Annotated in this window: 32 protein-coding genes; 21 read left to right on the top strand and 11 right to left on the bottom strand. The window is 45.6% G+C overall.

From position 1 onward, the window contains the following. Positions 1–38: 38 nt before the first annotated feature. Both ACUUHJ_RS25700 and ACUUHJ_RS25695 read right to left on the bottom strand, forming a co-directional pair. A complete protein-coding gene (locus ACUUHJ_RS25700) occupies positions 39–509 on the bottom strand; it encodes an NUDIX hydrolase (RefSeq protein ID WP_372678493.1) in 471 nt (156 codons plus the stop codon). Between the two features lie 78 nt (positions 510–587). Further along, the gene (locus tag ACUUHJ_RS25695) at positions 588–1,655 is read right to left on the bottom strand and encodes an NAD(P)/FAD-dependent oxidoreductase (protein ID WP_472300326.1); all 1,068 of its coding nucleotides are present in this window, start codon (positions 1,653–1,655) and stop codon (positions 588–590) included. 173 nt (positions 1,656–1,828) lie between these two features. Between ACUUHJ_RS25695 and ACUUHJ_RS25690 the strand changes: the two genes are divergently transcribed. Then, positions 1,829–2,092 (top strand): DUF1450 domain-containing protein, encoded by a 264-nt coding sequence (locus ACUUHJ_RS25690; RefSeq protein ID WP_472300325.1) that lies wholly within the window; start codon positions 1,829–1,831, stop codon positions 2,090–2,092. Between the two features lie 103 nt (positions 2,093–2,195). On the opposite strand, the gene mqnE is transcribed toward ACUUHJ_RS25690, so the two are convergent. Beyond that, positions 2,196–3,299, bottom strand: a complete 1,104-nt coding sequence (gene mqnE, locus ACUUHJ_RS25685; protein WP_199926606.1) for an aminofutalosine synthase MqnE — start codon at positions 3,297–3,299, stop codon at positions 2,196–2,198. A 380-nt stretch (positions 3,300–3,679) separates the two neighbouring features. On the opposite strand from mqnE, the gene ACUUHJ_RS25680 reads away from it, so the two are divergent. From ACUUHJ_RS25680 to ACUUHJ_RS25660, 5 genes are all read left to right on the top strand, one after another. Next, positions 3,680–3,901, top strand: coding sequence for an aspartyl-phosphate phosphatase Spo0E family protein (locus ACUUHJ_RS25680; protein WP_041749614.1), 222 nt, complete (start codon positions 3,680–3,682; stop codon positions 3,899–3,901). Positions 3,902–4,052: 151 nt separating this feature from the next. Beyond that, positions 4,053–4,412: an iron-sulfur cluster insertion protein ErpA gene (erpA, locus tag ACUUHJ_RS25675; protein WP_007716763.1), complete on the top strand. Its 360-nt coding sequence runs from the start codon at positions 4,053–4,055 to the stop codon at positions 4,410–4,412. A gap of 236 nt (positions 4,413–4,648) precedes the next feature. After that, positions 4,649–5,233 carry an RNA polymerase sigma factor gene (locus tag ACUUHJ_RS25670; protein WP_289674401.1) on the top strand — a complete coding sequence of 195 codons (585 nt, stop codon included), beginning with the start codon at positions 4,649–4,651 and terminating at the stop codon, positions 5,231–5,233. Next, on the top strand, positions 5,208–6,125 hold the full coding sequence (locus ACUUHJ_RS25665) for a hypothetical protein (protein WP_472300324.1): 918 nt from the start codon (positions 5,208–5,210) through the stop codon (positions 6,123–6,125). Before ACUUHJ_RS25670 ends, ACUUHJ_RS25665 begins: the two co-directional genes overlap by 26 nt. A gap of 190 nt (positions 6,126–6,315) precedes the next feature. Then, the gene (locus ACUUHJ_RS25660) at positions 6,316–7,530 is read left to right on the top strand and encodes an IS256 family transposase (RefSeq protein WP_289673754.1); all 1,215 of its coding nucleotides are present in this window, start codon (positions 6,316–6,318) and stop codon (positions 7,528–7,530) included. Positions 7,531–7,640: 110 nt separating this feature from the next. On the opposite strand, the gene ACUUHJ_RS25655 is transcribed toward ACUUHJ_RS25660, so the two are convergent. Continuing rightward, positions 7,641–8,201 carry a hypothetical protein gene (locus ACUUHJ_RS25655; protein ID WP_472300323.1) on the bottom strand — a complete coding sequence of 187 codons (561 nt, stop codon included), beginning with the start codon at positions 8,199–8,201 and terminating at the stop codon, positions 7,641–7,643. A gap of 55 nt (positions 8,202–8,256) precedes the next feature. Between ACUUHJ_RS25655 and ACUUHJ_RS25650 the strand changes: the two genes are divergently transcribed. Both ACUUHJ_RS25650 and ACUUHJ_RS25645 read left to right on the top strand, forming a co-directional pair. Continuing rightward, positions 8,257–9,051 (top strand): metallophosphoesterase, encoded by a 795-nt coding sequence (locus ACUUHJ_RS25650; RefSeq protein WP_472300322.1) that lies wholly within the window; start codon positions 8,257–8,259, stop codon positions 9,049–9,051. A gap of 120 nt (positions 9,052–9,171) precedes the next feature. Next, on the top strand, positions 9,172–9,546 hold the full coding sequence (locus ACUUHJ_RS25645; protein ID WP_015892999.1) for a cupredoxin domain-containing protein: 375 nt from the start codon (positions 9,172–9,174) through the stop codon (positions 9,544–9,546). A 388-nt stretch (positions 9,547–9,934) separates the two neighbouring features. On the opposite strand, the gene ACUUHJ_RS25640 is transcribed toward ACUUHJ_RS25645, so the two are convergent. After that, positions 9,935–11,299, bottom strand: coding sequence for an IS1182 family transposase (locus ACUUHJ_RS25640; protein WP_472298067.1), 1,365 nt, complete (start codon positions 11,297–11,299; stop codon positions 9,935–9,937). A 198-nt stretch (positions 11,300–11,497) separates the two neighbouring features. On the opposite strand from ACUUHJ_RS25640, the gene ACUUHJ_RS25635 reads away from it, so the two are divergent. Both ACUUHJ_RS25635 and ACUUHJ_RS25630 read left to right on the top strand, forming a co-directional pair. Further along, positions 11,498–11,857 (top strand): hypothetical protein, encoded by a 360-nt coding sequence (locus ACUUHJ_RS25635; protein ID WP_015892997.1) that lies wholly within the window; start codon positions 11,498–11,500, stop codon positions 11,855–11,857. A 45-nt stretch (positions 11,858–11,902) separates the two neighbouring features. Beyond that, positions 11,903–12,523, top strand: a complete 621-nt coding sequence (locus ACUUHJ_RS25630; RefSeq protein WP_472300321.1) for a hypothetical protein — start codon at positions 11,903–11,905, stop codon at positions 12,521–12,523. Positions 12,524–12,553: 30 nt separating this feature from the next. Here the strand turns inward: ACUUHJ_RS25630 and ACUUHJ_RS25625 are convergent, their stop codons facing one another. Beyond that, the gene (locus ACUUHJ_RS25625) at positions 12,554–12,844 is read right to left on the bottom strand and encodes a hypothetical protein (protein WP_289674395.1); all 291 of its coding nucleotides are present in this window, start codon (positions 12,842–12,844) and stop codon (positions 12,554–12,556) included. Between the two features lie 113 nt (positions 12,845–12,957). Beyond that, positions 12,958–13,968, bottom strand: coding sequence for an NAD(P)/FAD-dependent oxidoreductase (locus ACUUHJ_RS25620; protein WP_015892994.1), 1,011 nt, complete (start codon positions 13,966–13,968; stop codon positions 12,958–12,960). Between the two features lie 349 nt (positions 13,969–14,317). Between ACUUHJ_RS25620 and ACUUHJ_RS25615 the strand changes: the two genes are divergently transcribed. The 6 genes from ACUUHJ_RS25615 (at position 14,318) to ACUUHJ_RS25590 (ending at position 17,894) form a co-directional block, all read left to right on the top strand. Then, positions 14,318–15,508, top strand: a complete 1,191-nt coding sequence (locus ACUUHJ_RS25615) for an NAD(P)/FAD-dependent oxidoreductase (protein WP_472300320.1) — start codon at positions 14,318–14,320, stop codon at positions 15,506–15,508. 4 nt (positions 15,509–15,512) lie between these two features. Then, entirely contained in the window at positions 15,513–15,764 is a 252-nt protein-coding gene (locus tag ACUUHJ_RS25610) for a hypothetical protein (RefSeq protein ID WP_007716742.1), read from the top strand. Between the two features lie 65 nt (positions 15,765–15,829). Beyond that, a complete protein-coding gene (locus ACUUHJ_RS25605) occupies positions 15,830–16,306 on the top strand; it encodes an NUDIX domain-containing protein (protein WP_188069717.1) in 477 nt (158 codons plus the stop codon). 160 nt (positions 16,307–16,466) lie between these two features. Beyond that, a complete protein-coding gene (locus tag ACUUHJ_RS25600) occupies positions 16,467–16,631 on the top strand; it encodes a YuiA family protein (protein WP_015892991.1) in 165 nt (54 codons plus the stop codon). Positions 16,632–16,837: 206 nt separating this feature from the next. Continuing rightward, on the top strand, positions 16,838–17,098 hold the full coding sequence (locus tag ACUUHJ_RS25595) for a YuiB family protein (RefSeq protein ID WP_015892990.1): 261 nt from the start codon (positions 16,838–16,840) through the stop codon (positions 17,096–17,098). 160 nt (positions 17,099–17,258) lie between these two features. Continuing rightward, on the top strand, positions 17,259–17,894 hold the full coding sequence (locus ACUUHJ_RS25590; protein ID WP_015892989.1) for a 3D domain-containing protein: 636 nt from the start codon (positions 17,259–17,261) through the stop codon (positions 17,892–17,894). 89 nt (positions 17,895–17,983) lie between these two features. Here ACUUHJ_RS25590 and ACUUHJ_RS25585 read toward each other — a convergent pair whose 3' ends face one another. Further along, positions 17,984–18,754 (bottom strand): cobalamin-binding protein, encoded by a 771-nt coding sequence (locus ACUUHJ_RS25585; protein ID WP_472300318.1) that lies wholly within the window; start codon positions 18,752–18,754, stop codon positions 17,984–17,986. A gap of 12 nt (positions 18,755–18,766) precedes the next feature. Next, positions 18,767–19,243, bottom strand: coding sequence for a divergent PAP2 family protein (locus tag ACUUHJ_RS25580; RefSeq protein WP_015892987.1), 477 nt, complete (start codon positions 19,241–19,243; stop codon positions 18,767–18,769). A gap of 152 nt (positions 19,244–19,395) precedes the next feature. On the opposite strand from ACUUHJ_RS25580, the gene ACUUHJ_RS25575 reads away from it, so the two are divergent. From ACUUHJ_RS25575 to ACUUHJ_RS25560, 4 genes are read left to right on the top strand one after another with little or no spacing between them, the layout of a single operon-like run. Further along, complete coding sequence (locus ACUUHJ_RS25575; RefSeq protein WP_017251328.1) at positions 19,396–19,770, top strand: DUF309 domain-containing protein; 375 nt, start codon at positions 19,396–19,398, stop codon at positions 19,768–19,770. Positions 19,771–19,819: 49 nt separating this feature from the next. Then, positions 19,820–21,316, top strand: coding sequence for a leucyl aminopeptidase (locus tag ACUUHJ_RS25570; protein WP_472300316.1), 1,497 nt, complete (start codon positions 19,820–19,822; stop codon positions 21,314–21,316). A 46-nt stretch (positions 21,317–21,362) separates the two neighbouring features. Beyond that, the gene (locus ACUUHJ_RS25565; protein ID WP_472300314.1) at positions 21,363–21,794 is read left to right on the top strand and encodes a CoA-binding protein; all 432 of its coding nucleotides are present in this window, start codon (positions 21,363–21,365) and stop codon (positions 21,792–21,794) included. 30 nt (positions 21,795–21,824) lie between these two features. Continuing rightward, on the top strand, positions 21,825–22,421 hold the full coding sequence (locus ACUUHJ_RS25560; protein WP_472300313.1) for a sulfite oxidase-like oxidoreductase: 597 nt from the start codon (positions 21,825–21,827) through the stop codon (positions 22,419–22,421). A gap of 655 nt (positions 22,422–23,076) precedes the next feature. Here the strand turns inward: ACUUHJ_RS25560 and ACUUHJ_RS25555 are convergent. Both ACUUHJ_RS25555 and ACUUHJ_RS25550 read right to left on the bottom strand, forming a co-directional pair. Next, on the bottom strand, positions 23,077–23,484 hold the full coding sequence (locus ACUUHJ_RS25555) for a hypothetical protein (protein WP_472300312.1): 408 nt from the start codon (positions 23,482–23,484) through the stop codon (positions 23,077–23,079). Between the two features lie 98 nt (positions 23,485–23,582). Further along, entirely contained in the window at positions 23,583–23,957 is a 375-nt protein-coding gene (locus ACUUHJ_RS25550; protein ID WP_472300311.1) for a hypothetical protein, read from the bottom strand. 363 nt (positions 23,958–24,320) lie between these two features. Here ACUUHJ_RS25550 and ACUUHJ_RS25545 point away from each other — a divergent pair, with 363 nt between their 5' ends. Beyond that, positions 24,321–25,334 carry a hypothetical protein gene (locus ACUUHJ_RS25545; RefSeq protein WP_472300309.1) on the top strand — a complete coding sequence of 338 codons (1,014 nt, stop codon included), beginning with the start codon at positions 24,321–24,323 and terminating at the stop codon, positions 25,332–25,334. Positions 25,335–25,460 lie beyond the last annotated feature (126 nt).

The following is a 25,460-nucleotide window of genomic DNA, read 5'->3' as shown; positions in this document are numbered from 1 at the left end:
GTTTCGCTCGGAGATTATCATCGACACGTTTTTTTGAATTATTTGACGATAGGTCCCGTAAGCCCTTCCGCCCAATCCAATATAAACGCTGCCTGACCGGGATTGAGTGTTTGCGGGAGATTGTCTCGTGTAAAGAACGTATGCTCAGAGCTCTCAGGGCCCTCTTGTTTGAGTTCACCATGAAACGAGGTTACTCGAAAGATGATTTGCACACTGAACACTTTGTCGCCGTTCGGGTATTCTCTGCAACCCGATGGGCCGGAGTATATTCCAAACAGCTCTGGCGCCTCAATGATCAGATTGGTTTCTTCTTCTACTTCACGAAATAGTGTCTCTACAAAGGTTTCCCCGATTTCCATCAGACCTCCAGGTAGACACCAGTTGTTCTGGTCTTTGCGCCTTTGCAGCAAAATACGTCCAAGCTCGTCCTCGATGATCGCTCCACAGCCTACAGTTATCAGCCGTTCTTGCCCGATCAAACGGCGCATTGTTTGAATATAATCATTCATCTGGAAAAATCCCCCTCCTAATCCTTTAATTATACAAAAAGAAAACCTGTTAGACCATCCGGTCAACAGGCTTGTTTGCTATCCCATATGCTTTTTGTACATCCATAGCTGACCGCTCTTGATGACACGAGCCATCTGACCAACCAGAGACATTTTCCCCATGCTGGCAAAGCCTTCCTTTTTGCCGAGGGAACCGAGGAAGCCTTTGTGCTTGAGAGCAGGCAATGAAGCTGGATACTCCTCACCTTTGATGTCTTTTTTCAACATCAAGGCAATTTGATCGCCTTGGATCTCAGCAGTTTGTGCGCTCGGCGCGATGATGGTGCTTGCACAGTCACCTACCACATACACGTTTGTATGGGATGGGATTTGATGGTACTGATTGAGTTTGGCGCGTCCGATGTTGTCTGTTTCGATCGGCAGAGAGCGCACGATTTTGTTCGCTTGAATACCTGCTGTCCATACGATAACATCACTTTCAACAGGCTGGTTGTGGTTGTACACGATCCCTTGCTCGATGCCAGTGACATTCGCCATGGAAACAAGCTGTACATCGTGCTCAATAAACCATTGAGAAGCATATTCCTGAAGCTTTTTCGGGAATGGGCTCAAAATGCTTTGACCGCGGTCGATGATGCGCACATTCAGGTCGGGACGGCTCTCGCGCAGCTCAGCAGCCATTTCCACTCCGGAAAGTCCACCGCCCACAACGCTAACCGTGCCGTATGGGTTCACATTATTGATTGCCATGTATGTGTTGCGAGTAGCTCCCATGGTTTGAATCGAACACGTAAATTGATCAGCACCAGGGATATCATGGTAACGATCCTCACAACCCAATCCGATTACAAGCCAATCGTAGGAGAGGGTGTCCCCGTCAGCAAAATTGACGACCTGCTCGTCCATTTCCACGCCAGCAATTTCACCGTATTTGACGGTCAGACGCGGATCGTTTGGAAAAGTAACACGCAGGTGAGATTCCGGTGTAGTACCTGCCGCCAGAGAGTAATACTCTGTTTTCAAGCCATGAAACGGCATACGGTCTACGAGGGTTATAAACACGTCATCTGGTAAATCAGGGGACAGGACTCGCTCAATAATACGAAGACCCCCGTATCCTCCTCCAAGGATCACAAGTCGTTTCATAGAAGGTCTAGTCCTTTCTTCTGTCCGTTTTTTACAGCACCCACTCTATTTTTAGTCTCTTTCACTAAAAATGCAAGCAGAATCTTTTTCCCGTTTTCTCCGCTGGATTTTTATCAAAGTCGCGGTACAATAAAGTACGTGATGATGTCGAAATAATCGGTAGGTGACAATAGATGAAACCACTAGTAGAATTTTGCGCGAGCAATGTTTCCTCTTATACGCAATCCGTCGTGGATGCATTGGAAAATGATCCTGATCTGGATGTGGACGTACTCGAGTACGGCTGTCTGGGGTATTGCGGTGAATGCTACATGGAGCCATTCGCGCTTGTAAATGGCAGCTTGGTACAAGCTCCAACAGCCGATGAATTACTGGTGAAAATCAAGAATAAATTCCGGGAGGAAGAAGAGCTGCTGGATGCAGATTTTCCTCTGTAGATTGTTCTCTTAGGATGTTCATTGGGAAGCATGATCAACCGCGCACGTATCAAAATAGTAAAGCTGATGCCCAAGTGATCTGGAGCATCAGCTTTTTTTTGGATTAATGTTCTTTGATCACGTTGTAGAAGGTATCGCGTTCCAGAGCGCGTTTTCCTGCGCCTTTGATCAACCAAACCAACTCATCTACTGTCAGGGCTTGCTGGGTAAGTGCACCGGCTGAGTGGCTGATGCGCTCCTCGATCAAGGTTCCGTGAGCATCGGAAATTCCCATTTGCAGAGAAAGCTGTGTGAGCTGGGTACCGATGTTGATGAAGTATGCTTTGACATGCTGGAAGTTATCGAGCATCAGACGGCTGATCGCCATTGTTTTCAAATCATCAATGGCAGAGTTACGGCGTTTGATGCCTGCTGTTGCTTTGATCGGTTGAACAGCCAATGGAATAAATACCATGAAGCCGTTTGTGTCATCTTGCAGCTCGCGCAGGCGGAGCATGTGGATCACGCGCTCTTCCAATGTCTCGATGGAGCCGTACAGCATGGTGGTATGTGTTTTCAAGCCCAACTCATGAGCCGTGCGGTGTACTTGCAGGTACATGTCTGTACTTGCTTTTTCCGGGCTCATTTTCATCCGATAGCGCTCAGTCAAAATTTCAGCGCCACCACCAGTAAGGCTTTGAAGACCAGCCTTCATCAGCTCTTGCAAAACCTCGCGGATGGAGAGACCGGAAATGCGGGAGAAGAACTCAATCTCTGCACCTGTATACGATTTAATCGTCACATCCGGGTAGGCTTTTCTCAAGGTACGAAGGGTGTCGAGGTAGTATTCAAATGGCTTGTGCTGGTTATGTCCGCCAACGATATGGAATTCACGGATACCTGGATGGAAGCGCGTTTCTACATAATGAAGCAACTCTTCCATGCTCATTGTGTAGGCACCTTCATCCCCTTCATCGCGGCGGAAGCCACAGAATTTGCAATGAGCTTCGCATACGTTGGTTGGGTTGATGTACAGATTTTGCAAAAAGTAAACGTTATCCTGATTCTTGCGATAGTTAACAACGTTAGCCAATTGTCCAATCGTCAAAAGATCGTTGGAATTAAAAAGGGTGACACCATCTTCCAAGGTAAGTCTTTCGCCATGCATAACTTTTTCAGCGATTCCGGCGAGAGATTTGTCTTGTATGGCAATCGTTTCAAGCGCCATTCCAAACACTTCCTTTCAAAGTCAATGGTTCTTAGATGAAAGAGCTTAATCCAGTCGTACCCAATCGATATTCGTTCCATGGGAGTGGAAAGCTCTTAGGAATAAAGTGAATCTCGGGCAACAAGAGCACCTATATTATAAACCTCTTGGTAAGTACGAACAACATCATAAGTTCTCCAACTCTACACTTGGCTCCTTCTCGCCCTATTTTCCCACTCGTTTGGTCATGAGAAGCTGTTATTTCTTTGTGTGAAATATTGTAAAAAACTAACAAATATCGGCATTAAATGGGGAAAGTAGGAATTTTACGTTTGCGAAATTCTAGCTGTTCTTGTAAAATATAGTAAGAAAGCCTGATCTATTATTAGGAGGAGCTTCAAATGCGGGACGTTTTGCTCGAGAAAATCGAACTCCTTCGACAGCGTATGGTAAATATGGGGTTAGAGTTTGGGTTAGATCATCCAGATGTCCTAGAATACAGTATACAAATTGATCAACTACACAACGAACTGAACCAGATCGATCATAGTCTGTCTAAGGCAGAGAACCGGAAGAAATCGTATAGATTTTATTTAATGGAAAACAATGCACATTTTGCATAGGAAGGGGAAACCCTTCTTTTTTATTTGGAAAAGAGAGAATGAGCGCGTAAAGTGCAGGGGAAGCTTGTGGGAAGAAGCGTTTCTTAGTAAACTGAATATACTGGTTGTAACAAGTGCAGGAATGATGAGCCTGTGAAGGAGGGAAAGAAGCATGATTACATTGACAGAGCGCGCCAGTCTGAAAGTAAAAGAAATGTTGGCAGCAGAAGGCAAACCCGATGTGTTTTTGCGGGTAGGTGTCAGAACAGGTGGTTGCAGCGGCTTTACCTACGGGATGGGCTGGGACGAAGAGATGAAAGAAGGCGACGAAACCTTCGAGCAAAACGGTGTGAAAATTGTTGTCGATAAGGACAGCTACCCATACATTAAAGGTACAGAAATCGATTTTAAGGAATCGATGATGGGTGGAGGCTTCTCCATCGAGAATCCGAATGCAGTCGCTTCTTGTGGTTGTGGATCTTCGTTCAAAACAGCGTTGGCTGAAGGAAAAGCGGAGAAATGTGACGACTAAGACAAAAAAGTCAAATAAAACGGAACCCCTTCGACTTGTGTGAATGATTGCGCACGAGTTGAAGGGGTATTTTGTTGTGCAAAATAAAACGAATTTACAAAATATGGACTTAAACTTATATTAGAAATAATTGGAAACGTACCCGCAATCCATACTTCGGTATGGATTTTTTTGCGGCAACCTGTCACAAAATGACAGCTTTGTTTGTTATACCTGCGAATCGGAGGTGAGAGGGCTTGGATCATAACGAAATGGAGCAAGTGCTAAAGGAGGTCAGATCCGGGGATATCGACCAATTTGGTTTGATCATCGATGCGATGCAAAAGCCGTTGTTCGTGTATTGCTATCACATGCTGGGACACCGACAGGAAGCGGAGGATGCTGTCCAGGAGGTTTTCTTGAAGGCATTCGAGCAGTTGGACAGCTATCGTCACAACGTTTCTTTCTCGGCATGGATGTACAAGATCGCGTATCATCATTGCCTGAACTTGTTAAACAGGGCGAAGCTGAATCGCGTGGTCACTTTTTTGCGTGCGGGGATTCAAACCGTCAGTCGCCATGAGGGTGAAAAGAAGATTGAAGATACGGAGTACTTGAACAACCCTCTTCATGTAGCGATATCAAAGCTATCTGTAAAGGAGCGGAATCTCCTAATCTTGCGCGTGGTGGAAGAACGCAGCTACGATGAGCTGGCCTTGTTGTTTGATATAAAGCCAGCTACGCTGCGAAAACAGTATGAGCGGGCATTGAAAAAATGTAAATCTTACATGCTCGTGAGTGAAGGCGGTGATAGACATGACTCGATCTCAGCAACCCGATGATTGGAAACAGCAGTTACTAGCAGCCGCCGATGATTTCGATGTCAAGGATCAAGTCCTTCAAAAAATCAAGGAACGAAAAAATATATCGGAGGGAAAACAGATGAAAAAAAGATTAGGATTACTTGTCGCGGCTATTCTTGTGTTTGGGGGAACATCCGCTTATGCAGCTATAAAGGTATACGAATTGAAGAATGAAAAAGGGGAAGCAGTAGTGAAAGTGCAACAGACTACTGCACCACAAGAAAAAAGTAGCGAAGAAACGATAAAAACCTTTGAAGACGCACGAAACTCGCTTAAGCAAGGAGAAGGTGCAGCGATTTATATACCTGGACCGGACAATCCGAAAAAACGTGTTTCCTTCACATATATTCCTGTTGAACATCTGACCACACCACCGTTGCAGAAAGAAGTGGGAAGCTTTTACGAGGTACCGGCAGAGATAGCGGGTGGCTACAAATTCGTAAAAGGACATGTTGAGTATCCATTTGATTATAGCCAACCAGAATTATTCGCTGAAATGCACAAGGAGGCTGAGAAGGACAAGAAACAAATCGTCATGCGAAAAGTATCTCCTAAGCCGACATTAAATAGAGTCTTTACGTTGTACAAAGGGAGTGAAGGCACAGAGACAGACGGAGACGTGTACATTGCCATCACGAATTTTGAAGGGGTGAAATGGATCGAAGAAGCAGCAGGAGAGGATGCAATTGTAGAAAAAGTGAAAGTACAAAAATATGAGGGAATGTATGTGGCCCAGAAGCTATTGGATGGAAAAGAACAAAAACTTGTAAAAGTTTATCAAGAGGACAAAAACAGACTCATTGAAGTGGGTGCCCTGAATCCTGCTTTGACGAAAAAAGATTTACTGATGATTGCCGAGAATTTAAAGTAGATACACGACGGAGACGAGGGAATCTATCGTCTCCGTTTTGTTTGGAACCAAAAGAGATAGAACAAGAATCCTACAGCGATGATGACCACGATTCCTGTAAAGACATAATCAGTCCAGAGTCTGTAAAATATTTTGTGTAAACTCTCAACCTCTAAACTACAATTAGGAGTAGAAAGGTTGGGAGATTTTTATGATGTCAAAAGAGCAGATCAAGCAGTGGATCAAAGAGAAAAACATGAAGTCAGTGGACGACGTGCAGTCAGCGTTAAAGGATCTATTCGCAGACACGATCCAAGAAATGCTGGAAGCTGAAATCGAGTCCTCTCTTGGATACGCCAAGCATGACATGAAAAACAAGCGGACAACCAACAGCCGCAATGGGTATAGCAAGAAAACCGTCCGTTCTGAGTACGGGGATGTTGACATCCAAGTCCCTCGAGATCGAGAGGGTGATTTTGAGCCGAACATTGTAAAGAAACATCAATCCAATGTGACAGGGATCGAAGATCAAATTCTCGCCCTCTATGCCAAAGGCGTATCCACACGCGATATCCAAGACCATCTGCAACAGCTCTATGGCATCGAAGTCTCACCAACGCTCATATCCAATGTAACGAATAAGATTGTACCGATGATCAAAGAGTGGCAAAATCGCCCCTTACAAGCGGTTTATGCTGTTGTTTTCCTTGACGCCATTCACTTTAAGGTAAAACAGGACGGAGCTATCGTCAATAAAGCCGCCTATATGGTCATTGGTATTGACCTTGACGGTCATAAAGATGTGCTCGGGATCTGGATTGGGGAGAATGAATCAGCAAAATTCTGGCTGCATGTACTCAATGAACTGAGAAATCGTGGAGTGCAGGATATTCTCATTACGAGCGTCGATAACCTTCGAGGCTTTACAGAAGCCATTTCAGCATGTTATCCGAAGACGGAGATTCAGAAATGTGTCATCCATCAAATCCGAAACTCCATCAAGTATGTTTCCTATAAGGATCTAAAAAAGATTACGTCCGAACTGAAACCCATCTATAAGGCTCCAACGGAGCAAGCTGCATTGGAAGAACTCGAGCAATTTGAACAAGCCTGGGGCAGTAAATATCCCTTGATGGTTCGTTCCTGGCGAAATAACTGGGATGAGATTGCGACTTTCTTTAAATATCCCCCAGAGATTCGAAAGCTGATCTATACAACCAACGTCATCGAGAGTTATCATCGACAGCTCCGAAAAGTGACAAAGGGAAAAGCCATGTTTCCCACAGACGATGCCCTTCTGAAGATGCTATATCTCGTGACCATGGATGTTCTGCGAAAGTGGACGGGACGCGTCCAGAACTGGGGACAGATTCTCTTGCAGCTATCCGTTTTCTTTGAAGATCGAGTACAGCCGTACATTCGGTAACAAATGAAAGGCTTCATCCCCGAAGGGATTATCTTTCTCTCCACCAATGCGTCAAGGGTTCGCTTCGCCTTACGCCCTTGACTCTATTGGCTTCGAAAAAGAGGTCCCAATTAGGGGGATGAAACCTTTTCATATATCGGTTGATTGAGTTTACACAAAAATCTTGACAGACCCTCAGTCCATACTAGATTGGTGGAACGGATCGGTATGGCACCAGGACCTAGCGCTTGCAGATCCCCTCCGGCATCGGACTTAATGGCTGTTCGTGTACAGATATTGGTTTCCAGCTCATTTAGCTCCCAATAAGAGGCATAGACAAGATATTCTTGACCCGGTTGAAAAGGAATGCCGCATGAACCTCCAAGACCGCTGGTGACGATCTGAACTTGTGTCTGATCCACTCCTTTCCACGTGGACTGCACCTCGAAAATAACATCAAAGCCCCCTCGCTCTGGTTTATCCCAAAAGGGAAGCCAACGAAGCCAGTCTGTTCGCTCATTTACCTGGAGCACCTTGCCTGTAAATACAGCAGCAGACTGATCCTTTGCTGTTAAAGGGTCAGGAGGTCTGGCACAACTACAGGCCGACGCAGGAAAAGGATGGATGAAAAAGGTGAAAAGAAGCACGAACGAGAAAATGATAAAAATACATTGAACGTTCCTGAAAATCATCACTAATCCACTCCTCTAAACCATAAGACGGAGAAAAGCGAGGATTGTTCCGAAAATGATGGCAACGATTTTTTTGTGTATCCTGGTGGGAATAATCTTTCTCGCCTACCATACGACTTATGTCAAAACATCGACAGTGAAGCTGACGATCCCTTCTGTCCCTCCACTTACAGTGGTTCATCTTTCTGATCCTCATGGACGAATACGCTTTTGGAATGGAGAGCTGCACAAACTGGTGAATGTCCACGAGCCGGATTTGGTGATGGTGACGGGAGATTTGACCCAGCACAGTGGGCAGTTGCCGCGTGTGTTAAATGAGCTAGCAAAAGTAAAGAGCAAGGACGGAATCTTCTTTGTTCCTGGCAATTACGAGAGAGAGGCAGGAAGATTTCAGAAAAGGATCTATTCCGCTGCTGTTTCCCGTTCCCAAAAAGAGGCCTGGCGGCAGGTGATGACGGTATTGGAAAACGAGAGTGACGTGATAGAAAAAGACGGAACTCGCATTTGGATATACGGCTTTGATAACTCGATTTACGGCAATGAACGGCATACGGAAAAAGAGATTCGGCAGGCGAACTTGACGATCTTTTTAGCTCACTCTCCGAACATTATCTCGTTGATTCACAACGAGGGTTTGAAAGCTGACCTTCTCTTGACCGGACATACCCACGGGGGACAAGTCCGCATGTTCAATCGTACTGTTGGTGCTTACAAGCATTTTCATATCGGGCAAAAAGAGGATCCATTCGTTGGTCTATTTTGCATTAGTCGCGGATTAGGTGCTTCCAGGCTGCCAATCCGGCTCAATTGTTTTCCGGAGATCACGGTATATATGATCAATCCATCATGAACGCTCAAGTTCAACAATCGTTCCCCATTTCGTCACTGTTCGTTCACAGGATGTCAGATTTTGGATTGGTCTCATCGAGTAAGATGGAAGTGTAGAAAAAGAAGAAAGAAGGGGTCAAAAGTGAACAAGAAGTGGGGTCTATTGATTTCTTCAGTTGCATTGTCTGCAATGTTGATGACAGCATGCGGCGGAGACAAGGAGCAAGCTGCTAGCACGGATGCTGCTGCGACTACTGGCACACAAGTGAATATCGAAGCTAGTAACTGGAAATTCAATCAAGAAACCTATGAAGTAAAAGCTGGCGAAGAGTTCACGCTCAACTTCAAGTCGACAGAAGGCTTTCACGGTATTGGTATCCAAGGGCTGGATGTAGACCTTCAAAAAGATGGCAGCAAAACGATGAAAATCGATGCCGCTGGTGAGTACACCATCTTTTGCAACGTGATCTGTGGACCGGATCATGGCAAAATGGTAGCAAAATTAGTCGTGAAATAATTCGATTCTTTTATGGCATAAAAAACAAACAAGCACTTTGGCCTGCATAGCAGGTCAAGGTGTTTTTTCATTTCACTAGTGGGGACATACTACATGGGCAGCCACTCATCGAGTAAGGGAGGGAACCACATGTCCAAGCACAACAACAAAGACAAACGCCCAACGGAAGCATCCGCTGGCTCACGCAGCACTCCTCCGAAAACGGGAGAGAACACTGGGCATAATCTGCGGAAAGAAGACCGATCGTAACATACAGGCTAAAACGAAAGTAGGAAAGAGTCCTCCCTGACGGGGCTGTTGACAAAAAGGGTTAGGGACCCAATGCCCTAACCCTTTTGCCGTTTTTTCACTTATACGTCGTCGGATTGTTTTGTTTCGTAACCTGTGATTAGTTTGCTTTTATCATTCGTTTAATGTTAATTGCCATTGCAGAAAAGAGGCAGTGTTCGGATACATTTCGAATGCCTCTTTTGTATGTTTCTTTTAAGTTATGCTGCCTTTTCATTGTACCGAAGGTACCCTCGCACCATATTCTTCTTTGCCTTTGGATAACACTGTACTCTTGGCTTTGCTTCCTTGCTTGGTTGCGTTCTTTAGCCTCTTGGAATAATGGTCTTTCTATTGTTTTGCGAGATGCGGTTTGTCCAAAACATTGTTGGCGTAACTCACAGGACTTACAGTCCTTTGTTTGGGCAGCATAAATTTTGCTATAACTTTGTTTCCAACTGTGCCACTTAACATGAGTAAATTGAAGTGCCTTGCCATTCGAGCAATAATAGGCATCGTTCATTTCATCAAATGTAAATTGTACTGACCTTTCGGTCTGATCAATAACACCTTTTATCGGAGAGATATAACCGGTTATCTTTAAATTTTCTAATTCATGGTGTACTCCAGAGCGATCATACCCTTTATCTGCGCCTACTTTGCCAATATGTAAACCAAATTTCTCTTTTTGTATCTGTAATCGCTTTATAAATGGTTCGTGGTCATTCACATTAGCAGCCGTAACGTGTATATCAGTTATGATTCCATGCTTAACGTCCACACTGGTATGCGCTAAATAGTGAAATCCCTTGGGTTTATTAGGACGGTTCAATAAACCTGACTCCGGGTCTGTTGTGCTCTGTTTTACTTCCTTCTCAGGAGGAGAGGTTTTAGGTTTTCTTCCTCGTTTTTTCCTAGTGGGATCGTTATCTCTGTCTTTTTTAATTCTCCGTGCTTCCTTTTCTAGCTCTTCAAGGTACTCAGTAGGCTTTTTCTCCACTAAAACTTTTTCTGACCTATTAATCGATGCATTCGCTTTGATGTGAGTAGAATCAACAACAATTATTTCCCCAGTAACTAAACCAGTTCGAATACATTCCGAGACGATGTGATCGAAGATCTCCTGAAAAATATGACTTTCTTTAAATCTACGACGGCGGTTCTGGCTCAGTGTGGAATGATCGGGAACAGTGTCAGTTAAGTCCAATCCTAAAAACCATCGATAGGCCAAATTCACTTGGATTTCTTGTTCCAACTTCCTTTCGGAAGGGATGCCATAAAGATACCCGATAAGGATCATTTTCATTAACAAAACTGGATCAACTGAGCGACGACCTACAGGCGAGTATAAGTGTTGCACTTTCTCATAGATAAAAGAAAAATCAATCTTATTACGAACAACACGTAAAAAATGATTCTCGGGTACAAGATCATCCAAATTTAAGAACATAAACTGGTGCTGTTTGTCTCCATCGATTCCCATCATGAGATAGCCCTCCAAAATAAAAAGAACCGTATAGAAATGATTTCTACACGATTCCCAGAAACCCCTATCTCTACGGCAATTTGTCAACAGCCCCTGACGGAGGGCTTTTTTGCTTGTTATATACATGTTTTCGCGATTTTTGCACATCGTAAGGAGGAAAAGTTTTCAAGTCGGTGATGCGATCCAAAAAGGAGATGAGTGACACTGGATAAGAAACACTACTACGTGACCTTGCAAGCGGGAACGACCGTGGCAGAAATCCGCGATGAAAAAGGCTCCGCCACGTACGATTTTGAGATCGAAGCGACCGATGTAGAAGTTGGCATGATGCGCGATCTCTTCAATAACTGTATGCACGGCGATTTCATGATGTGGATGCATGGACATACGCTATGGTCTGACATGCCGGATCGGGACAACGACGAATACGATGACAACCTGCGGGCCATCTATCAGCTTATTTATGAGTATGGCACGGAAAAAACGAAAAGCGATCTGGAGCAAATGGGTCTGGTAAAGCTATTGGGGTTGGATAGAGAAGAATTGCGTCCTTTTTAACGGATCAATCATAGACGTTTTCTAAAAGAAGAAGGAGTGAACAGCATGAAGATGTGGAAGCAAGGAATGATGACTACAGCGCTGGTAATGGGTCTCGCGATGCCAGGAGTCGCGTTGGCCCAAGATGTGTCTGCAACAGTTGCGCAGGTGACCAAGCCGACTCACGGCCATGATGAGCATGGAGAAAAGCACATGAAGGTGCGACATAGCTCAAACAGAGGCGTTCATCAAAAAATGTACATGCGCTTGCTGGCGGAAAAATATGCACCAGATAGCGTTGGGAAATGGCAGTCAGCGTTTAAAGAACGCGATCGTTTAATGAACGAGTTCGGGGCGTTGAGTGACGACCCGAAGTGGCAGGCGAAGCGTGAAGAACGCAAGCAACTGATCAACAAGCTGAATGAACAAGTGAAAAAGGGCGAAATCACCAACGAACAGATGGAAAAGCAGTTCAAGGAATGGAAAGACAAAAACATGGGGCCGAAAGAAGAACGTGACGCCCGAAGAGCCCGAATCGAGCAAATGAAAAAGACACACGAAGCTTTTGACTCGGCGATTGAATCTGGTGATACTGCCAAGATTAAGGAGTCGCTTCAACAAATGCTGGAACAAATGCAAGCAAACAATTCTCGCATGGCGGAAAAGCTGGCCATGAAGAAAAAATAACGATTCGAACAAAAAAAGGACGTGGCCGACTTACTGGTACGCGTCCTTTTCCATATCGGTTACAAGCATAACGGGGGTCCATTCGTCCAGAAAGACCTTCTCTTCCATTTGGCAGGAAGGACACCAGCCTGTATGGACGCATTGGTGGCGCGTACGATCTAAGTAACCGTTGTCCATCTTGGCATCGTCTATCTCCCGGTATGGGCTGTAACTCCCATAAAAGTCATACAAACGGCCTGCATCTTGCAGAGCTTGACCGCATGCTGAACAGGCTTGTTGGAGCGGTGTGAAGCCATTGCAAACTGGGCAGAGATGATTCAAAGTGTAATCGCCTCCTCGTTGCTTCTACTGTGCACGCCAACAAAAGCGGTTATGCAATGGAATGAAAAATCCCTGTCGCAGCCATCGGAGGCAACAACAGGGACGAAACATTTTTACGATTTGAAGTTGTCCATGCTTGAAGAATGACCAGGCTGCAATTTGGCATCCGGATTAAAGTAGGAGACCGCATTGTTTACAGCGGTAGGTGCCTCACCAAATCCGACAGCAATCAGCTTGACCTTACCAGGGTAAGTAGCGATATCGCCTGCTGCGAAAATGCCAGGGATGTTTGATTCCATGCGTGTATCGACCACGATGGAGCCTTTTTCAAGTTCCAGCCCCCAGTTCTTGATTGGACCGAGAGAGGAGATGAAGCCGAAGTTGACAATGACTGCATCGACTTCCAGATCCATTTCTTCTTTTGTCGTGCAATTGGCCAGCGTGAGTTTTTCGATGCGCTCCTCGCCGTGCAAAGCTGAAATTTCGTAAGGTGTCGTGACGTTTACTTTGGAGGACATAAGCATTTCTACGCTATGTTCATGTGCGCGGAACTTGTCTCTGCGATGGATGAGGTGTACTTCTTTTGCGATAGGTTCTAGCATGAGGGACCAGTCCAAAGCGGAATCACCGCCGCCAATAACAGCTACACGCTGTCCCTTGAAGGAGTTCAGATCGGTAACAAAATAGTGCAGATTGGATTTTTCATATTTGACGGCATCTGGGTGTTCCAGCCTGCGAGGTTCGAACGCTCCTACCCCAGCAGTGATGATGACGGATTTGGAGTAGTGAGTGCCTTTGTCCGTAGTGATTTCAAACACATCGTCTACTTTTTTTACGACATTTTCCACTTTTTCTTCCAGGCAAACGGTCTGCTGAAAGCGGGAAATTTGATCTTTCAGATTATTGATCAAATCTTGTGCTAAAACCTTTGGAAATCCGGCAACATCATATATGTACTTCTCCGGATAAAGAGCGGATAATTGCCCGCCTAGCTGGGGCATGCTCTCAATGATTTTTACACTGGCCTGCCTCATCCCGCCGTAAAAAGCGGTAAATAACCCGGCAGGGCCTCCACCAATGATCGTAATGTCGTAGATTTGCTCGTCCTTTTGCAGAAAATTCAATCCAAAGCACCTCCGAATTAATCGTAAGCGAACTCCTCAACCATTATAACCCATCTAAGTGGAAAAACAGGAGAGAAAATTCGAAAGATGATAGGCAAAAAAACCTTGCAAATCCAATTGGTTGTCGATAAGATGAGGATGACTGTAAAGAAATTGTCACATTTTTCTATGGCTGACTTTGTGCATTTTTTCACAGAGTGGTTCAGATGGCATCGGAGGGCAATAATTCCGATACTACACGGATCATAAATTGGGGCATCTTAATTTGTACCAGACCACGTGAAAAATCGCACAATCTTCCTGAAGTTACCATGAATAATGACATCATACATGATTGGAAGGGATACTGATGGGTACACCCAAAATCCTGATTCTTGGCGCTGGATACGGTGGTTTGCTCACAACGTTGCAGCTTCAGAAAAAGCTCAACTACAATGAGGCGGAAATCACCTTGGTCAACAAGCACAACTATCACTACATCACGACTTGGCTGCATGAGCCGGCTGCAGGTACTGCACCAGCGGATCACGCCCGCGTCAGTCTGGATGGCATTTTGAACAAGGACAAAGTCAACTTTGTCAAAGGAACGGTGCAAGCCATTCAGTCAGAAGAGCAGACCGTTACGCTCGATAATGGCGAGGTGCTGTCGTATGACTATCTCGTTATCGGATTGGGAAGCGAGCCAGAAACGTTCGGAATTGAGGGACTCAAGGAGCATGCGTTTAGCATTCGCAGCATCAATGCGGTCCGCAATATTCGCGAGCATATTGAATACATGTTCTCCAAATTTAAAAATGAGCCGGATCGTATGGACTACCTTACGTTTGTCGTGGGTGGAGCTGGCTTTACAGGTATTGAGTTTTGCGGAGAGCTCGGCGATCGTCTGCCAGAGCTGTGCCGAGAATTTGATGTTGATCCAGAACTGGTGAAAGTCTACTGCATTGAGGCAGCACCAACTGCATTGCCTGGCTTTGACCCAGAGCTGATCCAATACGCCATGGATGTATTGGAGAGAAAAGGCATTGAGTTCAAAATTGGAACACCGATCAAGCAGTGCACCCCAGATGGCGTACTGTTGGCTACCGGAGAAGAAATTAAATCGAAGACTGTTATCTGGGCAGCAGGTGTTCGCGGCAACAGCATCGTGGAAAAAGCAGGCTTCGAAGTCATGCGCGGTCGCGTCAAGGTAGACGAATTCTTGCGTGCACCTGGTCATGAAAATGTTTTTGTCGTAGGGGATTGTGCTTTGATTTTCAACGAAGAAGGACGTCCGTACCCGCCAACTGCACAAATCGCGGCGCAGGAAGGCGAGACGCTGGGTGAAAATCTCGCTGCCTTGATCCGTGGCGATCTTCCGCAAAAATTCATCCCGCATCTGCAAGGGACACTAGCTTCTCTTGGAAAAGGTGAGGGTATCGGGCAAGTTGGTTCGAAAAAGCTGTTCGGCAGCACAGCAGCCATGATGAAAAAAGCGAGCGACCTGCGCTACTTGTACAAAATTGGCGGCGTCGGTCTCGCACTGAAGAAAGTAAAGCTGTAAAACGATGCGTCACGCGAGCATTCAAGTCCGAGGGCTCATGGTCCGCGAAGAGATGGATCGGTACAACGCTATGATGGAAGTGGGCCTTTATCTGGAGGAGCAGGGGCGACACGATTTGGCATGGCATGTACAGCGTGAAGTAGATATTCTCATCCTGCCTGCCATCGAACGGCTCAAGGAAAAGGGCCGCGAGAGGGATCGGGAAAATCTGCGATACATGATCGATAATGGGCTCCTAGATGACGAGGATGATTGAGAGGTACCCCCGGCGATGAAGAGCCGGGGGCTTCGTTTAGTTAAGACATGAAAGGAGCGAGACGGATGCGGGAAGGGAAGGTTTGGCTAGGCGCCTGCGGAATTGTCATTCGCGGGCAAGAAGCATTGGTTGTCAAAAAAACATACAGCGGACTAAAAGGGCAATGGTCATTTCCTGCGGGATTCGTGCAGGAGGGTGAGACAGTAGATGAAGCAGCAGTGCGTGAGGTGCTGGAAGAAACGGGTGTCGAGGCAGTCGTGCGACAAGTAGCGGGAATCCGTTCAGGCGTCATTCGAGAGTCCATTAGTGACAATATGGTCGTTTTTTGGATGGATTACATAGGGGGAGAACCGCGTCCGCAGGAAGGTGAGATCGCGGAGGCGAAATTTATGCCCATACAAGAGCTGCTTCATGATCCGTTGTCTTCGACTTATTTGAAAATCATATTGCCGGACTATATCAAACGGGAACAGGGAATGACAGGTCAATCGTTTGCTATCGATCCCATTTTTCAATACACTTCCTATAAAATCTTTAAGTAATCCTGCGAATAAGCTAGATAAACTGCAATGTTTCCGTTTACATTGCGGTTTTTTTATGATTTTTTCGCGATGAACTGCATTGTAAACCAAGGGGAGATTCTGATATAGTTAGATACATCTAAATAATCTGAAAATACATGCAATTAATCTTCACGCATGTATGCCGAAAGGGGAGCTCAACATGAGACAAAAACAAGAACAGTGCCCATACTGCCATGGCCAAGGGTATTTCCAACTGCTCCTGGGGGGCTCGGAGAATTGCCCTAACTGTGACGGAGCCGGTACACAGGAAGCTCAGAAGGAAGCTGTTTCTTCTCATCCATAATGAGTAAGGAACCTCGTATAGAAAACCGTCGAAGCGAATGCATCGGCGGTTTTTTCTGTCAGGCGTGCAACACATACGCTTGGCTTCTCTTATTGACCGATCCCTCGCCTTTTTGCTACACTTAATACCGAAAATAGCCCGCCTTTCCTGTATTTGCATAAAAAGTGGCAAAAGGTGGAGAAGGTGGCAGGAGGTCTATTTCGTCGATGAACTTGATGCAATTTATGGTATCCATTGTTCTGTTCTCCGTGCTAGGGTTTGGCATTGGGTTTATTTTAAACATGATTTTGAAAACGACATGGTTTCCAGTTGTGATCGGCGTTGGTGTAGTCGTAGGTGCACTTGTCTATCAACAAATCGTTCCGGGAATTTGGGATTCGCTCATTTTGGGCTGCGGCATGGCAGGTACAGTCGCGAGTGGCTGGACCATTCACACGCTTCGCAAAAAAGGATATCGGATGTTTTAAAACAAGCACAAGCAGGCCGTCGTTTCGGGCCTGTTTTTCTTTTGGCATTTGATTGGAAAAATGGGGTAACAGACTGAATATTTCTATAATCAACCAAAATTTGTGTATACTTTCCTCCTCGTCGGGACATGACTAGAAACGAGAGGAGGTTTACCAAGAAATGAATGGAAAGCAGTTCGTAAGTATCGTCGCGCTGTTCATCCTGGTCTTGACGGCCTTCGCAAGCGATGGATACAGCTATAATGTTGTGGGAGACTACGGTGTCTCGTCCACTTTTGGAATCAAGGAAACGAAAGAGGGGCAACGTGTCGTCAAAAAACGGACGGTATCTGCCAGTTCTCTTACTCAAGTGATTGATAAAGCGGATGTATTTCACGATCAATATCCAAAAGTACGTGTAGTGGCAACAGGCTACTATGCCGGATACGAATCGACGGGCAAAAATCCATCTCACCCGTCCTATGGCATTACCTATTCAGGTGTAAAAGTACGTAGAGACGACTATTCCACGATTGCAGCTGATTTGCGCGTTTTCCCGCTGGGGACCATTTTATACATTCCCGGTTATGGATATGGTGTGGTAGCTGACAAGGGTGGAGCGATTCGCGGCCATAAGATTGACCTGTATTTCGAGACCAAGCAGGACGTATTCTCGCAATGGGGGAAAAAGTCGGTGGACGTGTATATCGTAAAAAAAGGCGAAGGCAAAGTAACGGAAGCTTTTCTGAATAGCTTGAATGAAAAAGGAATCGCAGCCATGGCGGAGCCCGTCAGCGGCCAACAACAAACTGAATAGCAACGAATGAAAACAAATGGATGCCGCATCGGTGGCATGAAAGAAAAAAGAAAAAACGTTCAAGGCACAAGCTTTGAACGTTTTTTGTGTCATTTTGTATGAATCAAATCAACCAGCTTTTCCAATCCTTCCAAAATGCGAGGAGAAGGGCGGCAATAGAGGCCTTCTTCCAACAAGTGGACCTGATTGTTTCGAATCGCGGTCATATTCATCCACTCTGGGCGATTGGTGATCAGATTAGGCTTGATTCGCTTCAGGTCAATTCCGCACCAGACGACGCAAATATGATCCGGATTGCGTTCCATGACCATTTCCCGCGTAGCCTTGACGTTCGCGACAGGATAATCTGCAAAAATATTGATGGCACCCGCAATGTCACTTACATCGGTCAACCAGTTTTCCTGACCCGGTGTGTAGATGGGATTCGGCCACCATTCCCAGTACAGCTTTGGGCGTTGCTCGTACGTTGCTGCCTTTTGCCGGATGCTTTCAATGGTTTCGTCAAATTGGATCGCAAGCTGCTCGGCTTGCCTCTGTGTTCCTGTCGCCTCACCGACGAGTTGGATATCATGAGCGATATCCCCGATGCGGGAAGGGTTCAGGACGATATGAGGAATGTCTCTGTTACCCAAAGCTTCTATATTCTTCTCCATGCCAGGAACAGAGAGGGACGCTACGACCAGATCCGGTTGGAGAGCAGCGACCCGGTCCATATCGATTGTCAAATCGGGTCCAACCCGGGGGAGATGCTGCCACTCCAGCGGCCAGTCAGAGTGATCATCCAAACCGACGACATGCTCATGCAGGCCTAAATAATACAGGATTTCGGTATTGCTGGGACAGATGGAAACAATGCGCATAGGAGCCCTCCTTTAAAAAAACGGATGGAGCAATAACGCAATCATGACGCCTAACCAACCGCCGATCAATACCTCGATCGGTTGATGACCGAGCAGTTCTTTCAATTTTTTCGCTTTTTCTTGGCTAGGGCGTACTTTTAACGATTTCATTCCTTCTAGCAGGTGGTTGAATTCATCGACCAGCTTATTTAAGACAACAGCTTGCATACCGGCATGGCGGCGGACACCTGCGGCATCAAACATCACAATCACACCGAGAATCGCGGAAATAGCGAACATGTTGCTGCCAAAGCCCTCACGCAGTCCCACGGCTGTGGATAGGGCTGTCACGGCAGAAGAGTGAGAGCTGGGCATACCGCCTGTACTCATGAGCAATGACCATTGCCACGTTTTTGTGGCAAAAAAATGGAGGGGAATTTTGATAAATTGGGCGATCCCAATGGCTAGCAGTGCTGCCCATAAGGGGAAGTTTTCAAAAAAATCCGCCACGGAAAATCCATTCCTTTCTACTGTGCGCTTATCTCTAGGATTATTGTAACAGAAGGGCGTTGTCTTAATCCGTGAAGTTTTTGTTTGGATGTAAAGTGACTGCCAATCTGTGTTACCATGAAGATGGAGGTTCGAAACGGAGGCATGCATCCATGGGATATCCTGAGCAGTATTTGCAGTTCATTGAAAAATTCAATGATGGAGAATACTATGAATGCCACGATCTGTTGGAAGACATCTGGATGGAAGACAAGTCAGACAAGTTTTTGCAAGGATTGCTGCAATTGTCAGTCGGACTGTACCACCAAGAGTACGGCAATATCAAAGGTGCTCGCTGGATGTTAGGCAATGCACGAAAGTATTTGACTCGTTACCAGCCAGTTCATTGGGGACTGGACGTAACAAGAGTTCTTCGTTACATAGATGAATGCGAGAAATTGTTGCCGGAAAAGGATGTCATTTCTTACACAGAGGCAAAAGCCATGACGTTTCCACCCTTGCGCTTATATGTCGACACATCCTGTTAAACAAATGTGCCCATATAGTATCCTACCACACAGAAAGAGGGAAGAGTATATGAAAGTAGCAGTAGAAAATCGCATACAGCTTGTAAATATCGCGTGTGATGAACTGATTGTCCCGCTATGGAAGGGTGAGGAGCTTTCGCAAGTATACCCGGAATTGGACGAAGCTTTTGGGGGCAGTCTGAGTGGCTTGCAGCAGGACAAGGAAATTACGGGTGAGGCAAAGGAAATTACGGTTGTTCACGGGATGAACAAGGTAGCTGCAAAAAAACTATTGATCGCCGGGATGGGTGAACCGGGGAAATTTGATTTCGTCGCAGCCCGAAATGCATGGGGACGTGCAGCCAAAACGGTTGTAGGAAAAGGCAACGGGAAAACAGTCGTGATTGATTTGCCAACAACAGAGCATATGAGTGCCGACCGTCTGGCGCAGGCAGTTACGGAAGCCTTTGGACTTGCCGAATACAATTACGAGGGCTACCGTCAAAAGGCAAAGCGTGAGTTTGACCCAATTGCGACGGTGCAGATTTTGGCAGCAGATGCAGATGCTTCATTGGTACAGGCGGGTGTTGCTCGTGGTTCGGCGCTCGTATCCGGGACGAATCTGGCGCGTACGCTCGTCAATGAACCAGCTAACTACTTGACTCCACGCGCTTTGAAGAATGCAATGGTCGAGGTAGCAGAGCGCTATGGCATGACTGTGGAAGTCATGGAAAAAGCGAAGCTGGAAGAGCTGGGAATGGGCGGGGTTCTCTCTGTTGCACAAGGCAGCGAGCTCGAGCCTTATGTCGTCGCAGTCAAATATCAAGGAAGAGACACGTGGGACGATGTCATTGGCTTGATCGGTAAAGGCGTGACGTTTGATACAGGTGGGATCTCCATCAAGCCAGTAGCAGGCATGGAAGACATGAAGTCGGACATGGGTGGAGCGGCTACGATGATCGGCGCATTGGAGGCGCTGGGACAGATTAAACCAAAGGTAAACGTACTGGCTGTCGTCGGTACCGTGGAAAACATGCCATCCGGAACGGCATTCCGTCCAGGCGATGTCATCACGACCATGAGCGGCAAAACGGTTGAGATCATTACGACAGACGCAGAAGGTCGTCTCGTACTGGCTGATTGCATCACCTATGCAAAAGAGCAAGGCGTGTCTTGCCTGGTGGATGCCGCTACCTTGACAGGTGGTATCGTGGTCGCACTCGGTCATTTCTGCTCAGGTGCTATGACCAACGACAAAGCACTGTTGGATGAGCTGATGAACGCAGCAGACGTGGCGGGTGAGCGCTTGTGGCAGTTGCCTACCTTCGATGAGTATCGCAGTCTGAACAAGAGCCGTTTTGCCGATTTGAAAAACTCTGGTGGACGTTATGGCCACGGCATCATCGGTGGTGTTTTCCTGCAAGAATTCGTTGGTGATACACCGTGGGTACATCTGGACATCGCGGGTACGGCGTACACAGCAAGCGCTGGCGACATGCAACCAGCTGGTGGTACCGGAGCGATGACGCGCACCATTGTTGAGTTTGTTTCCAGCCGTAGTGAATAAGAGGTAGTTCAATTTCCCATTTCAACATAAAAAGGAGTGTTTTCACATGGCACAAAATCCAAGCAACGAAGTACGCCGTCAACTGCTGGAGGATGCAAAAACGATCGGAGTAGTGGGGCTGTCCAACAAGCCGGACCGCACCAGCTATATGGTATCGCAAGCTATGCAGAACGTGGGCTACAAGATCATCCCGGTCAATCCTGTCATCGCGGGTGAAACGGTTTTGGGTGAAAAAGTGGTTGCCAGCCTGTCTGAGATCGATCAGCCAGTCGACATCGTTGATGTGTTCCGCCGCAGCGAAGACATGATGCCTGTTGCCGAGGATGCATTGAAAATGCAGCACAAGCCAAAAGTGTTCTGGATGCAACAAGGCATTGCCAACGAAGACGCGGCAAAATTGGTTGCAGATCAAGGCATCGAGGTTGTCCAGGACATGTGTATCAAGGTAGACCACGCGCTTTTGCGGGTTGGAAAATAAGAGACTTAACAATCGGGGAGTGGAAACAACATGTTTATCAACCCAGCGGCTGATACCAAGCGCGATCGCATTCCACCGAATCAAAAACAGACGACAGGCTTTCCTGTCCTGCACTACGGAGAGGTTCCCGGATATACAGATCTCTCTACGGAGTGGAGCTTTCGCCTTTTCGGTCTCGTCGAAGAAGAAGTAACATTGACCTACGAACAAATGATGGCCCTGCCAAAAGGTGGCACCACCAACGATATTCACTGCGTGACAGGCTGGAGCAAGCTGGACAATGAATGGGAAGGCATTCCGGTGGAGGAAGTTCTCAAACTGGTCAAGGTGAAGCCCGAAGCGAAGTACGTCATGCTGCACGCTGAGCACGGATGGACGGTGAACATTCCGCTTGTCGACTTCATGAAAAACGGCAACCTGTTCGCTACGAAACATAACGGCGAGGATTTGACCCCTGAGCACGGCTGGCCGCTGCGCTTTGTCATCCCGCATCTTTACTTCTGGAAAAGTGCCAAGTGGGTGCGTGGGATTGAGTTTATGGAGAAAGACAAGCAAGGGTTTTGGGAGAAGAATGGATATAATATGTACGGTGATCTCTGGAAAGAGCAGAGGTTTGCTTGGGATTGATTGGGGAAAAGAGGCGGTGATTATCTGTCTCTTTTTTTGTTTTTCATTAGGCTTACATGCGAACCAAGGTGCTGAACGGCCTGAAAAAGGGAGATATTGTCGAGCATATAAAATGCCATCGCAGTCAACGGAAACATTTGAATTGCGGTAACGTAGATGGTGATGGTGTGTCATTGTCTTAATATCCAGTCCAATCTTCAGCATTATAAGAATAGATTCCAAGTATAAACAAAACAACTATAAATACGATCACATAGAACCATTTAGTTTTAGAAGACCTTGAATTTAAGATGAGAGCCCACGCGATAAGAAGGATCAACGCAAAAGTCATTTAATTTTTGTTCCTCTCAATAGTAACTGTATACTCATCCTCATTTGAGAGTAATGTTAGTGTACACAACAAAATTTAAGACTCCTATTAGAATCTGGATGCAAAGGGAAGCAGCAGCAATATATAAAGCTGTTCTTCCTACACTTTTAAATTCCTGATTTTGGTTGAAAAATGAAGTGATCCATACGATTAGTCCGATGGGAAAGAAAATAAAGCTAAAGAGATAAACAATTCCTTTTTCGAATTTGTTCATTTGGATTACCACCACTTAGTTTTTAAAGCATTTTACAATATTTGGATTAAATTAACAAACCACACGATTTGTTAACGGTATCGGTCTTCGGAAATTCGCTTCAGAGCATGAGTTCGTAGTTCATCGTTATTATCTTGACCCAGTATTTGTAGAGCTTTAAAAGTAGCTTTCTTGTTATAAGCAATACGTTGTCGAACAAAAAATTCGGGATCGCTGGCAAGATTGATTTGCAACTCTTCTGGAAGCTTATTCTTCGAAGCAACCATGCTTCGAACATTCTCCTCCGGGTGGCTGGCAAGAATGATAAGAATCTCAACAGGTACTGATTTATTTTGAGCAACCCAAAAAGACATGTCTGGATATTTTTGAATTACTTCTTGCCAAACCTCCAATGGAGCTTCATCCCAAGCTGCAGTAAGATATTCATCAGGATTCTCACTTGTTCTCAGTCTTACAAATTCTTCGGCGGATGTAATCACATAATCATTCCTCTTAACTGACGGTATTGGGATTGTCTTACAACAACACTAGTGTGAAAACATTAGCTTAACAAAACATTACTGAAATAAAAGAAAGCCTAATCTTCCCAGAAAGAAAAGATATCAATCCCATCACACCATTTTTTGTAATCAAAAAGTTCTGGGTTTTGAATGAGTTGAAACGATCGAGAAACCCATTGTTGGATGTAGTAATTTCGATTGGATGAAGCTTGCTCTACAAAAAGTCGGACTTCCTCAAGGTGTGTTCTATCTTTTACTATTCCCACTGCATCACCTACTAATAGGTATAGACAAGCTAGAAAGACTTTCCGTTTATCCTTTGCTACTTCCGGATTAATTGATAGTGATAATAGTAAAGGAGCAGTACTTATATCAGTAATAAAAAGGTCCCAATCTTGATGAGGAAACTCTGTATCATTTGAGAAGGCCCAGGCATTGATGTCATAATTCATCGTCTCAACCACTCTCCGTAAAAAACCTAATTGTGGGATTTGTGGATAATTGCTCTACTAAGTAAATTATACCACAGGGGCTTAACGACTGTGGGATTAGGGAGGGGAACGGGATGGTCGTAATGATACAAGATTATTTATCTATGGATTATTCCGGCAAGATTAGGCGAATGCCCGAACGAACAAGTTGAACTCATGCGTATCTTAAGGGGTACTGAAATATAGGAGATGGGAGTACACTCTTCAACGGAATCTGTGAAGGGTGTTTTTGTCTCTTAACTGCAAAAAAACGAAATTCATTGTCACGAAATCCTTCCAGCTGGATCAAATAAGTGATCTGAAAATAGAAGGGAAGTCAACGAAATGAAAAAGCAAACGTTTTTTGCCGTTAGTATGATGACAGTGCTGTTGTCAGCAGCAGTTCCATTTGCGAGTATGCCAGCACCAGCTTATGCAGACACTCAAAAGCAATTGGCGCCAGAACCAATGAAGAAACTTGCACAATTGGACAAAAATGTCGTAGAGGCTGCCAAACAAGCCATGCAAAAGGAGGCAGGCAGTCTGCCGATCGAGTTGGATGAGATTACAGGGATGAACGCCGATTGCTGGGCGATCTCAGCCAAAGACAACAGAGGCGAGGTTCTGGTTACCAAAAAAGAAGGAACGGTCGTATCTGTACATGTTAACTTCAAGTTCAGCGAAGTGGCTACAGATTTGCAAAATACTGTCATGAGTACGTTGAAAAGCATGGATGGCACACAGGCTTTTAGAATTGATCAGGTAGATCGAATCAGCTCGGATGTAGAAAACAGTTGGGTGTTTAGAGGGGAGAATGTAACGGCATCCATCGACGCGACAACAGGGAGGCTCAGCGTTGTTTCGATAAAATATACAAGCCAAAAAATTAACCCCAAGTTGGTCGATACAGCGCAAAAGGCAATGAAGGCACTATCAAACGGAAAAGCATCAGCATTGCTCCCTGAGGTCTCGCTCCTGAAAAATTCGGACTATCACCTGGATCAGGTGTGGAGCTTCATGGATCGTGACAGTACACATAGTGTCTTCATCGGGGCGAAAACAGGGAAAGTTGTTTCAGCCATCAACCACAATGATTTCAGAGATAGCAACTATGTCGCGGACGAAGATATTCCAAAAGTGTTTGCCAAACCGTTCTATACGAAAGAAAAAGCGATTGCTGCCGCTAATCCAATGGTGAAGAAAATCTTTCATATGGATTTGACAGGATACAATGTTTCAACGAAATACAACGAGTATACCTTTACGAAAAAGGGAAGACCGACCGTTACGGCATCGATCAATAAAACAGGGGTTTTCTATGATTTTACCGTCACTCCGGAAAACGGCATGATCAACTAGACCGTTGATTCCAAAAGGATGTAGAGGTTCAGTTGCGGAAGCTCCCGCTAAGCAAAACCTCTGTTGGTGATTCTTGTATATAGGAGCCAGTTAGGGAGGATGGGTGGGAAGGTACGGCTTAATAAT

Source organism: Brevibacillus schisleri (genome assembly GCF_055685845.1).
This window is presented reverse-complemented; position numbering and strand designations above follow the sequence as displayed.